Origin of the sequence: Coraliomargarita algicola (genome assembly GCF_033878955.1) — a bacterium.
Taxonomy (GTDB): Bacteria; Verrucomicrobiota; Verrucomicrobiia; order Opitutales; family Coraliomargaritaceae; genus Thalassobacterium; species Thalassobacterium algicola.
In genome coordinates this window covers 170,412-182,991 of the sequence record NZ_CP138858.1, presented here as the reverse complement: position 1 = coordinate 182,991, position 12,580 = coordinate 170,412, and the positions used below count along the sequence as shown (strand labels likewise).

The following is a 12,580-nucleotide window of genomic DNA, read 5'->3' as shown; positions in this document are numbered from 1 at the left end:
TAGACTATTTAGATTTCATTCTCCGACAGCCACCTAAAACTGACGATTTGATATTGTCGCCCGAAACGCTGATTTAGATCACTGAGTTGTGAAGAACCTGAAGCATTCAGCGGGTCGATGGCTTCGTCCCAAGGATCGTCCGATATAGAGTCCACGTATTCTGGTAAACGCTGCACAACGGCTTCACATACTGCCGTGACTGTCCCCGATCCTACAGTTGCCTTCACTTCACCATAGGCACGAATACGAAAAGTATCTGAACGAGCACTGAGACGTGGCGCAAGAGGCAGCAAGACATTGGCTTGAGTGATGTCAGTTGCAATCCCTGCAGTCGTCTTCATTGAGGCCGGTGCCCCCCCCTCATAAAAGCCACTAGAATAGTCCGGATCAACACTACCTAAAGCCGAGCGACTCCCACTATTGATATTGCTCGAGGCCGTCGCCAGATCCAAGGCTGCTTGAATGGCTCCAGAGTAAGATGTCGAGGTATTCAACGGGCCGACACGGTGATTGACAAAGTCCGAGAGACTCATGAATGGACCGCGCAATTTCACTTGATCCACAATCTTCTCAGCCAAATCTTCAATTTGACTATCCGTCAGTCGGGATAAACCAGCCCACTCGGGCTTCGTCTCTAAGCCTCCAGGGGCCGAAGGATTACTGGGGCGAGTGCCATTAGGAAAAGGCGTATCGCTGGAAGGAGAATCGCTGGCCGAATCCTGAGCATAGGTAACGGCAAGGTCCCGATTGGCACGAAGCAATGCTTCCCACGCGGCAACGGAGGTCGAATTTACATTAAATTGCCCATCGATTAAGCTGTAAGCGGCTGTCTTCAAGTAGCCGTCATCGGCTTTTAACTCTGCAACGACTTCGGCCACTGTTTTGTTCGCGGGGAGATATGGTCGCAGAACGGGGTTAGCATTCGCGGCAGAGTAATCGTTCGAGAAAAAAGCTGAGAGCGTCGCTTCCATCGTTCCCGTCACCGAGTATCCCCCGGACCCTATGGTAAACGCAGGAGCGAAGCCTGACAGATAATAACGATCAAATAGTGAGTCATTGATCAACCATGAAGTATCGCCGCCAGTCTCATTGATCGCCTGATTAGGATGCCAACGGATGCCCCCATAAGGTGCCGTGGGCTGGAAGAATGGATTAGACAAGGAGTTGCCCACTGCCCGCATCGGCTCAGTGGCCATGACAGAGAGGTTCGCATTGGAGAAGGACACCAGGGAAATTAACGGAGACGTTGGAATGTCCAACATCGGGATCGATGTGGAGCCCGAGGAATCGAAACCAGCGCCCCAGAAGGCATTTCTACCACTGGTCGATAATTGCATCCCATAATTATTGATTAAATCATTCGGGTCAAAAGAGCTGACTACATTAAAAAGCATATTCGGTGGGACCGAATGCCAGATTTCCTCATTAGTAGTATAATAAAGCGGATTAAAACGTGAATATATCTCAACAGGATTGGATTCCACAGAAGATCCGTCATCGGGATTGGCCGTAAAAAAGGCAGGTTTAGATAAGAGCGAATAAAGTCCAAAGAATCGTTTAAATTCCAAGTCTTCTATTGGCACATTCGCATTAAGAGAAGTCCCTGCCTGTGAAACCGATTTAGCATCCTCGGGCTTCACATCTGCTAATGAACTGACATATTCATTATACCCTTTATCAAAAGGTGCTAAGTTTAATATATAGCCCTGCATATCTTCACCGGGATTATCGAACACGTTCGACTCATTGGCACCAATTGGAGGCAAACTTGTCTGTAATTTGCTGCGATTACTGCCATCGCCGGAGATGCCTCTCCGATACACAAAGCCTATCTCATCACCAGCCTCGACATCGGGCACACCGGGCAAGTTCGTAACAATGATGCCCGTATCATTAAACCCTCCATCAAAGTATCCAGGCTCTGCAGTGCCTTTTATTTTACTGGGTGATACGGAGGTAACCGGCGTCGCCGAAAAAACCATCACCTCACCGGCTGTCATCGTGACCGCACCACCACCCGTATTTTGAAGCAAGAAAGAGGTCTCTGTATTGATACTATCATTATTATTCACCACCTCAGTAAGCTTAAATTCAGTTTTTGTCTCGGTGGATTCACCGCTCTTCTTCGTCCAGATCGTAATATTTCCAGCGAATGCATATACATCCATTGTGATCGCGATATTATCAAAATTCAGATCGACATTGTATGGATTCCAAAAGTGAAAAATAGGATCGAGGCTTAATGCGACTTCGGAGCCAATGACCTTGATACCAATCAAGGTAGTCATCCCCAAATAAACAGGCGAATAATTGGCACGAGCAGGTCGATAGATATAGTCTTTACTGGTATCTCCATTCTTGTATTCCCAGTGCCAAACACCGCCTCCAGCTCCAACTGGATAAAGATCGGTAATTTCCGTCGCGCCCCCACTCCGATTCGGGTAGTAGGCTCTGGCATCGAGTGAGAACTTGTTTCCACTTAGAGATAAGCGCTTATATAAATTCGCATAATCTCGCACCGCCCACCAGGTTGGCCCGCGAATCACACTTGACGAACTAGCAAAGCTATCATCGAACAAACTACCGGAACCACTAAAATCACGATACAAGTGACGCGCGACATTCCCGCCCATGCCAGGTGATGCAACGGGGGCCGCATAGCGATCGGATCCTCCCACAAACTCGCCGATTTGCTGATTAAACTTGGTCGGCTGCTCGGAGGCCGTCACATCGGCATCACCATCCATTTCAAAGGCTAGGCTCAGGTCACGGCGTAAACCGCCCCACTTCACATCGGCCATCACACCACGACTGCCCCAAGTGACGTCGCCACGAGTGTCTTTAAGCCAATCAAGGGCCGTGTCACGATCTGTCATCGACGTTGTGACGTCGGAAGTCGCACCCATCTTGAGAATCGTATCTGTTAACAGTGTATTCCCGTCAATCGTCAGCGGATAGCTGACAGTGCCAAATGCATCGCCCGCCGACAAATCATTGAGCACACCGAAATCAGGCCCAGGCGCAGCCGCGAGACGCGAAGCTTGATAGCGCGCGGAACTAAGGCTGCTTGGCAAATGCTCACTCCAAGACAAGTCAGCTTTCACGCTCTCATCCTCTACCATGAAGGCATAATAAGTATCATTCGCGGTTTGAGTTTCCACCTTCACCTTACCAACCGTGGCATATGAAATCCCGTCCGAATCTGTCGCAAGATCAATATTAGCGGACGGGGTCGTCTCAATCGCCTCCAACGTTGTCGGCAATTCCAGTGCGGTTTCGTCGCTGGCGCTTGCACGCGAAACTAACCAGCCAACAAACTCACGCGTATTCGGTTCTTTAGGACTATAACTCGCAGTGCCGTTAGCAACAGTATCCGACTTCCAAACACCAGTCCACGAAGCTTGCCCTGCCAGAGGAGTGGTTCCCCCGGGCGTATATAAACTCGCGGGATCATTTATAATTTCCGCAGTGGCCGTGATTCGCTGATCCGGTCCAGCTGCTTTTTGCAACTCACCGATTGCGATATTAAGACTGAGCAAAGCCGCCTGCTGGGCTTCTATTTTTTGCTGCTGATTGACTGAACTCTGCGTTTCGACTTTCACTAGTGTGCTTACCGTTAGCAACAACATAACCACAAAGGCCATAAGACCTAAGGCGATGACGAGTGCGAAGCCCTGGTTCGATCGGATAGGCAATTGATTCTGATGTGTTCGAGAGGATAACATGGTTTTCGAGGATGAATTAGAACACTAATCGACAGATATCGCGAGTGATGAGTAGGGGATCTTCTTCTTGGTATGCTCCATCATGTCCATGACTTCAGGATAACTTTCGAGGAAATTATTTTCGTCGATGAGATTGATGATGTAATGCGTCGTTCCCGCGGGCAATTGAGCGGACACAGTCGAATCGCCCCCTAATGTTGCAGGCTGACGGAACCACTCTTCGTAGCGCGCACCGCCATTCAAAGTGTAGATCAAATTTGCACGCACAACCTTGGCGCCATTTTCACGATAGGTAAACGTCACTTGGTCGCCCTGGCGTTGATGCGAGAGCACTTCGCAAACCTTTTCCTTATGGGGAAGCGGCCACTTGCAATTCGGATTATAATACGGATAGCTGGCATTCATTTCCGTCAGCATTTCCGTCAACTTGGCATTCATTTGCTGAGCCTTCTCAGGGAAAGCATCCACCAAATTATTGGCCTCCTCGATATCGCCTCGATGTTGCTGCCCGTCCTTTGTTTCATAGAGACGGAAGAGCTCCAGTTCAGGAGAATGTGGATTGTTCACATGGTCATAATTACGCACCAGTTTCCAATCGCCGATGCGAATCGTGCTCTCCAATGCGATGCTATTCGGAAAGTGCCACATCATGGTATCGCGCACACTACCGTCGGCATCGCGCACCAGGCTGGGATCGGTCGGGTCTTGCAAGAGCAAGGCGCTCAAGTCTGCCCCGTCCAAATGCTTATCCGACGGTTTCGACACTCCCGTCAGCGATAGAATGGTCGGATAGAAATCCAATCCATTCACCATCACATCCGACTGCACATCCGCAGCAATTCCGGGGCCCCGAATAATCAAAGGCACGCGGGTGCCGCCTTCCATGGCGGAAATTTTACCGCGGTCGAGCGGATAGTTGTCGGTAATAATTTCACCGGGGTGGCGCTCCATACCGCCATTGTCAGAGGTAAAAATAATATACGTATTCTCACGCAGCGTATGTCCCGGCCAACGCGGATCTTCGGTCGTATCCAAATAGGCCAACAAGCGGCCGATGTGATAATCCAACTCCTCCACCATGGCACAATAGAATGGATTGGTTTGCCCCTCCCCACTCCACTCATTGGGATTTTCCGGCAGCTCGACACCCAGCTTTTTCACATATTTCTGCAGCAATGCTTCGTTGCGCGTCTGAATCGGAGTGTGCACCAGCCAGGTGGCATAATAGAGGAAAAACGGTTGATTAGCATGCCCGGCGATAAACTCCAAAGCATCTTCGCTGTTCTTATGAGTGGGCATCCCGTTCTCATCCAACTTAAAACGATCCCCCTCCTCAGCGGTCGCAAAGCCGGTCAAACGATGGGGACGCATACGCTCAGTCACGCCGAGATTATGACGCGTCCAGTCAAAGCCCTGGTCTTCCGGCTGCGGGTAGGCGTGATGATTGATCGCCATGTGCCACTTGCCACAATGACCTGTCACATAGCCATTTTGCTGGAGCACACGTGCCAGTGTCATCTCCCCCTCCGGCATGCGACCACTGTACCAAGGCTCCATCATGCGGTGTACTTCCTTATTGTAGGGAGTGGGAGGCCCACCACCAACCACATGCGTCTTTTGCGCACGTGCCGGGTGATTGCCACTCATGATCGCACAACGTGTCGGCGCGCAAGTCGGCGCTGGCGAATACGCCTGCCAAAACAGAACACCCTCCTTCGCGAGACCGTCCATGTTGGGCGTTTCCATCGGCGAAGGCTCGTCGATGTCGTAGCATTTCACATCCTGCCAGCCGAGGTCATCCGTCAGTAATAAAATAACGTTGGGCTGCTCAGGACGAGGTGCAGCGGATGCCAACGAAGGCACGGCACTGCTAAAGAGCGCCACCGCCAGAACGAACGTGGAGGAAAGACTAAAGGTATTCATTAAATTCAGAGATAACAGTCGATTAAAGTGCAGCCATTAAAGCCACCAAACGATGATAGCACAAGCTCAAATGTTAATACTACCACGTTTACGTCATATGCAGTCGACTGTATTCAGGGATATTCCTCATCCGTCCTGCACTGCGCACCCTACCATCGCTTGCCATGAAGTCAGCGGGCTCCGCACAGAAAACGACCCAGAAGTTCTATTCCCGATAAGCGTGATAATCGCTCCCGAATTGAAGCTCGGCCACGCCCTCTGGACGCACCACCTGGGAGCTGCCTGTCAGAATGCCTTGCTCCACTAGAAACTGATCGATCAAGTACAGCGACCAATAGAAAAATGGATTGCGTGGATTGCGGCCGTTGCAAAGCCCATGCTTGCCGCCCTTCCCCACGTAAAACTCCGAAACGTTCCCCTTTGAGATGAGGTCTTTATGAAACTCCACCAGACTCTCAACAGTGATGGCAGGGTCTTGATCTCCCAGAAAAGTAATAAAGGGCGGCAGACCTTCGGTCACAAAATTCGGCGGTGAAAGTGAAGGCGGACACTTGTAATAGGGATTGTAAGCCACAACCGCATTCGGCACGCAGGAAATCGACAGATCATAGCACTCATCGTTCGTTTCGGGACTGGTCAATGTCGCCATGGCAGCCGCAAGTTGACCACCCGCGGAGCCGCCTGCGATCACCATTTTATCGGGATCCACTTTTAGCTCGCTGGCATGCTTGCGTAAAAACCGCACCGCAGACTTGGCATCTTTCACACACTCCAGTGGCACCTCAACCCCATCGCGTAAACTGAGTCGATAATCAACCGACACGGCAATCATACCGCGATCACTCCAATAGGCGCAGTCGGGATAATGCCAGCTCGCCTCGCCGGTTTTCCAACTGCCGCCATGATACACCACAAAGGTCGGAAAGCGACCTTTCGCCTCTTCGTAGCCTTCGGGCAAGAAGACAGAGAGTTGCAGCGCCTTGCCGTCGACTTCCTTATAAGTCCACATCGTGTCGGGCTGACGACGCTGCAGCGAAACCGCCGCGCCGGCCTCACCGGGCGCTGCCATTGCGGATGTCATTGCGGATGTATTCGGGACGCTCCAGTGCAGGTCGTTGAAGACCGGATCGGCTCCTTTCCATGGACCGCCCAACTGAACCCGAGCGGAGGAACCGCGCCCGCCTTTCAAAGTCTTGGACGGGCTCAGACTGAGTTCACGAATCTGCGAAAAATCTTCGAGCGACGCGCCCTCAGCATTCTTAAAATCAGCAGGCGCCAGTTCAATCGCCTCCCAGGCGGAACCGCCGTCCAACTGAACCTCGGCCGCAAAGTCATCCAGGCCGACCACGAGCTTATTCGCTTCGACCGCGGAAACCTGCAGTGCCAGTTTTGCTCCTGCCGGCGCCTGCCACTGTGGATCATACACTTTATGCGTGCTGCGGGCCCAGGCCTGCGGGGTGTAACTAAACCACGCTTCTTGCCAACCTGCCTCAAAGCTCTCGATCATCAGGGAGGGCTCCAAACTGGCGGTCGCTCCAGCGGCTTGCAACTGAGCGGGCGTGAACAACTGCGGCGCTGACGACAGCTCGAAATGATCAGAGCTCACGACTTGGTAATAATAGTTGGCTGCCGTCACCGCTGTTTCCAATTCGTAATTCACATTGGCATAGACCCAAAGTGGTTGATCCGTCGCAAACAAGGGCAAGGCCGCGCGCCAGGATTGCCCCGCGAGCTCGGCCTTGGCATGACGCCAAAAACGATTCACCGTATTATCACGCTGGTCCTTCTGCCCATCGATTTGCCCTTGTTGGGTGTAATAAATATCCACACTTCGAATCGGCTTCGACGCATCCACCTGAACAGCGGCCACCGGCCTCCCGTCCTTCGTCTTGAGCTGCACCTTCAGTTCCGGAGTCTGCGGGAAGCTGAACTCACCCTTCAAATATTGATCAAACCACAGCTGACTCGACACGACAAATTCGGCGCTGTCCTGGTGGTTGTGATGCGGCGCCGACGCAATCCGCCAGTCTTTGGATTGAATTTCGCGAAGCGCCTGCGGCAGGTCGTCGATGCGACCATGAAAGTCGTTCGACGGACTTTGAAACAAGATCGGGCAATCGATGTTCGACAAATACGCGTCGTCGCCGAGGGTCGCGCGAAACAACGCGCTGTCATTGTCACGATCACTGATCCCGCCACAAGACGGCACAGCGGCTTTCACTCGATCATCCGAGCCCGTGGTCAACACGGTCAGTTTTCCGCCCATGGAGTGCCCATACACACCGAGGCGATCGGCATCGACTTGCGGCTGTTGCTCCAAAAAGGTCAAGGCACGGCGCGCGCCCATCGTGGCTAAAAACCATCCACTATTGCGTGGCGACTCGACGCGATCCAGCGTCCAAGGATGTGCCTTGGCCGAAGGAAAGGCCGTGCCTCGGTTTTTGGAGGGCGCATGATAGCCATCCACAGCGCCCCAATCCGTGGTCACGCGATAGTTTGGGTTCTCGGTCTCGCCCTCCCAATACATTTTCACGACCTCAGCGTTCACCCGATAGTCCGGCGCAGCGATGCGTCCGGCCCAGGCGATCGAGATCGTCGCATAGCCGCGCTTCGCATTGGTCAGCACTGATTTATAATCCGCGTATTGCCCCCCACCATGAATGTTCAACAGCCCCGGCAGATTCTGTGCGCCCTTCGGATAACCAAACACGCCCGCCAGCATCGCCTTCTCGCCCTTGAAAACACCTACGCGAAAGCGAACGATTTGTAAGACGACGCCCGCCTCTTCCCACTCTTTGAGAATTTCAACCTCCAGCGACTCGGCTCGCGGATCATAACCCGCCCACAGTGACGCCACACTGGCAGGAGCCACACGATCCACCAAGGGCGCTAGTGTCTCCGGCTCAGCGGCATGCGCATGAATCGTCAGCGCGGAACAAAACGCGACAAAGGAAAGCCTAAGGTATTTGAGGCGATGTAGGGGGATCATAAAGAGCGAATGGGCGATCTTATTTTTTATAGTAATGCTGATGGCCAGGCAGGCGTTCGGTCTTCTTATTGAGACCAAACAAATTGCGCTCCCCGGCCTTCACTGGAATTGGCTCAATCGCGAAATCTGCCTCCGCTAGTGAGCCCTCAGTCAACGTGGCGATCTGCCCTTTTTTCAAATCGATTTCGTAAAAGCCGTCTTGAGTAAGGCGCGCCTGTTTGGACGAAGCAGCGACACCATCGATCGAGACTTGCGGATTTGGTATATCCGTTTGCACGAAACAGGGAGCACCCATCAAACTTTCAACGGTGACGAACTGAGTCACCCCGCCCTGCTTCTTAGCGCTGACTAAAAAAGCACCTTGAGTTCGTAAATCCCGAAATGCAGCATCTGGCCAGATATCAGGCGTTGCCGGGAAAACGCGAATCTGACTACCCCAACTCTGTAGCAGCATATCGTGGATACTCGTCGCAAATGACAGTGGGCTTTCAATCACGGGATTGCCCTCAGCATACATTGTGGTCGGTGACACGCGGTTATGCTTAATTAGAAAATCCAGATAGTAATAGGCCTGCACCGCATCCCCCAAACAAGCATACATCGAGGCCGCTCCCGTCGCAGTGTAACCTGTTACGGACATCGCTTCATCTTTCTTCTCCTTATTTAAAGTCACGTAGAGCCAATGATCTAAACTCTTACGAAAGAGTTGCTTGTTTTCAGGATCGCCCATATTCAACTCATTGAGCGGGTAAAATGGGAGCAAGTGCGAATAATGACGATGTGGCTTGTCGAATGGAATGTCTTTACTAATGCGCAGACCGTTTTCATCGATTTGATAATCCACCAAATTATCCAGCAAATGTTGCCACTGCGGAGCCAAAGGATCGTTCAAACCGTGCTCGGTATTGATATCAAGTAAGGTTTGGCAACTCCAACGAATCAAACCGATCGTAAAATTGATATCCTGCCCGCGCCCTCCCGGATACTCGGGAGACCAACTGTGCTTGATGTGAATGGTGCCATCCTCGCCCACGACAGGGAATTCACGCAAGTAATGAAAATAGCTGTTCACCGCCTGCCGCAAAACGGGAAACACCCCATCACGCATCCGCTCACGGTCTCCGGCAAACTCGCAATGCAGCCAGTAATTGTGCATGATCCAAACCAACATATCAGGCACCACTTTGCTAATCTGGGCATTCATGTCCTGGGGGAATAAAGTCGCGACATTGGCACTATCAGTCCAAGCAGCGGGACCATTACTCGCCAAATTGCCCGCATACTTGTCGATATTATTGCCCAAGGACTCTCCCACCGACATACGGTTCGCAGTCAGGTGCGTCCAATAAATCAGCTGCACATTCAAATCGCCCCAGACCATTGGCCAGAATGTGCTGTGATACCATGGTCCCATCAGGTCCAGAATCGGGCCATTCTCACGCATGGCCGAGCCGAGCTTATACATCTGTATCCAATAAAATGCTTCCTTCTCCGCATCGTTGATCGTGAGAAAACTCTGCGGATAATAGGCATGCCACCACTGCTGATGATCCGCGAAAAATGTTTGCGCGGCGAGCCACTCGCGCGCGGTCAATAAGTTCTGCTTCACAGTCTCCAGACTATTACGTTCGGGGTAGCTGTGATGAATGCTCGCAATCATGATTTGACGCGCATCCGCCACACCACGCACCTCCCATCCGGTCGTGGTTTCTCCCCGATGTTGATACAGGGGCTGCAGACAAAATTGCATGCCATCTGATTCGCTCCACTGCGGCTCTGGCGTAGGCGGATACGGTGCCTCGCGCATGGCTTTCCAAATGCCTGCAGCCTTCGGCCCACCACCGGCATCCAAGGTCTTGCGCACGGACGAAAAAGGCTCCTCAGGATGCCAGCTGATTTCAATCGATTCATCGGTGGCATCGGTTTCAAAATAGATCACATCGGTCTCCGCATGACTCAGGCCACGCACACGATAGGATCCCTCAGTGGTGGTAATCACACCCGTCATTTCCGCATTCCACAAATCAAGCCGCAAGTCGGCGTCGATGATGTCGCCCTCGGACTTCAGATTGAAATGCCCGAGCGGCAAGCGCCCGCGATATATCCACAGCAAGTCCTGCCCTTCATAGGGTTCCCGATGATCGTAGTAATCATGACGCCCCGCGTAGATTGAAATCACATTCTTGGCCTCACCTTGCGCTTGATAAAACAAAAAGCCGACGTTGCCGTTGCCCGTGTATGGTGCCACCTCCCAACGGTTCGGAACGCGGTCCCAGGTCATATCGTGCTGTCCTAGAAAGGACTCGAAATCGACTGAGGACTCGGCGTTGAGTCGCGCTGAAAACGCAGAAAGCAACAAAACACAAGCAAGGCTGAACAAATGACACTTTTTCATGAGATAATTGAGGGTAATTGGAGCTCAACGGGAGCTGGATACGATACAGAGAACGTAACTTAAACTCGGCGATTTGAACCGTACTAGCATTAATTGGCAGGCTGTCGGGATTGAGAGAAACAAGAAGCCGGCGGATCAGTCGGGAGTGTTGCGGCCCAGCTTTGTATCTGCTGCGACAACAGGTCCACCAGCTCCGGATGTTCCGCGGCGACGTCGTTCGCTTCCGCCCAGTCGGCTTCAATGTTGTAGAGCTCCGCTTTGCCCAGCTTCTCGTTGAACAGTAATTTCCACTTTCCGTAGCGGATGCCGCGATGCGGCCATAGAATGGGATGCTCGCGGGCCGGTGCCCACTCCCAGAAGATCGGTTTGTTGCGCTTGAATGCCTCACCTTTCAATGCAGCAGTGATGTCTACACCATCCGCTTGATAGTCTTCGGGGGCCTCCACCCCGGCGAGCGATAAAAAGGTCGGCAATAGATCCACCGCGGTGATGGCCGAGTCGCGGTCCACTCCACCCGCAGGGATGACGCCCGGCCAGCGTGCGATAAACGGCACCCGAATGCCGCCGGCATAGAGCGAGCGCTTTTTACCTTTTAAACCACCGCTCTCGCCCACAGAGAAATAAGAGCCGAGTCCGGGGCCAGTCGAGGCATCGTCAGTCTCACGTTTTTGCCCCGTCCACTCCGGACCATTGTCGGAGGAGAAAATCACCAGGGTGTTCTCGTCGAGTCCGAGTTCTTTCAGAGTGTCCAAAATCAATCCGACACCGGCATCGCCTTCCGCCACAACCGCGGCATAGACTTGTTGCTGTTCCTCGAGGCTTTCGAACTGCTTCAAATACTCCGGCAGCGGATAGTGCGGTGTGTGTGTTTCGTGTATCCACAGATTGATAAAGAAGGGCTGGTCCTGATGGCGACGGATGAAGTCGACCGCCCGCGGACAGGTCGACGTGGTCGGCATTTGTTCCCCGGCATTGCTCGGCAGATTGAAGGCGCCGTATTCATCATAGCCATACGCCGACGGCAATGGTGCATCGGAGACCTGGTCGTTGGAAAGGTGCCACTTACCAAAGTGAGCCGTCGCATACCCGGCTTCTTTCAACATGCGTGGCAACATCGGCGCTTCGGGGTCGAGCCAATCCGGCATCCCCGCACGCTGATGATGTTCAACCGTCGCAAAGTGCTGATGCACGCTGTGACGCGCAGGAAATTGCCCTGTCATCACTGCGGTGCGACTCGGCGAACAGACTGAATGGTTCACCGTGAAATTCTGAAAGTCGATCCCCTCCTCCGCCATTTGATCGAGACGGGGCGTCTCACAAAAACTACTGCCGTGAATGCCGAGGTCGCCATAGCCCCAGTCGTCGGCAAAGATGAAAATGATGTTCGGTCGCTCAGAAAGCTCGATATCGGTCGGTGTACCTCTGCTATGGACGTCTGTGGAGGCCCCCACATTCGACACGCACGCGAACAGCAGCGAAACAATTGTAGTCAACGGGTAGAAAGGTTTAACTAGTATCATATTAACGGGGTGGTTGTTGGGACGAAAA

General features: G+C 52.6%; 5 protein-coding genes. All 5 read right to left on the bottom strand.

The window, feature by feature from the left end; all coding sequences use genetic code 11:
• Positions 1–8: 8 nt before the first annotated feature.
• The 5 genes from SH580_RS00640 to SH580_RS00620 all read right to left on the bottom strand — a co-directional run bounded on the left by SH580_RS00640 (position 9) and on the right by SH580_RS00620 (position 12,552).
• Positions 9–3,725, bottom strand: coding sequence for a hypothetical protein (locus SH580_RS00640; protein WP_319833070.1), 3,717 nt, complete (start codon positions 3,723–3,725; stop codon positions 9–11).
• Positions 3,726–3,749: 24 nt separating this feature from the next.
• On the bottom strand, positions 3,750–5,648 hold the full coding sequence (locus SH580_RS00635; RefSeq protein WP_319833069.1) for a sulfatase: 1,899 nt from the start codon (positions 5,646–5,648) through the stop codon (positions 3,750–3,752).
• Between the two features lie 205 nt (positions 5,649–5,853).
• Positions 5,854–8,637, bottom strand: coding sequence for an alpha/beta hydrolase fold domain-containing protein (locus SH580_RS00630; RefSeq protein WP_319833068.1), 2,784 nt, complete (start codon positions 8,635–8,637; stop codon positions 5,854–5,856).
• Positions 8,638–8,656: 19 nt separating this feature from the next.
• Entirely contained in the window at positions 8,657–11,032 is a 2,376-nt protein-coding gene (locus SH580_RS00625; protein ID WP_319833067.1) for a glycosyl hydrolase family 95 catalytic domain-containing protein, read from the bottom strand.
• A gap of 89 nt (positions 11,033–11,121) precedes the next feature.
• Positions 11,122–12,552, bottom strand: a complete 1,431-nt coding sequence (locus SH580_RS00620) for a sulfatase-like hydrolase/transferase (protein WP_319833066.1) — start codon at positions 12,550–12,552, stop codon at positions 11,122–11,124.
• Positions 12,553–12,580 lie beyond the last annotated feature (28 nt).

Bases quoted from the DNA above. Each gene is read 5' to 3' on its own strand.
- SH580_RS00630 (WP_319833068.1), bottom strand. From the start codon at position 8,637: ATGATCCCCCTACATCGCCTCAAATACCTTAGGCTTTCCTTTGTCGCG.
- SH580_RS00625 (WP_319833067.1), bottom strand. From the start codon at position 11,032: ATGAAAAAGTGTCATTTGTTCAGCCTTGCTTGTGTTTTGTTGCTTTCT.
- SH580_RS00620 (WP_319833066.1), bottom strand. From the start codon at position 12,552: ATGATACTAGTTAAACCTTTCTACCCGTTGACTACAATTGTTTCGCTG.
- SH580_RS00640 (WP_319833070.1), bottom strand. From the start codon at position 3,725: ATGTTATCCTCTCGAACACATCAGAATCAATTGCCTATCCGATCGAAC.
- SH580_RS00635 (WP_319833069.1), bottom strand. From the start codon at position 5,648: ATGAATACCTTTAGTCTTTCCTCCACGTTCGTTCTGGCGGTGGCGCTC.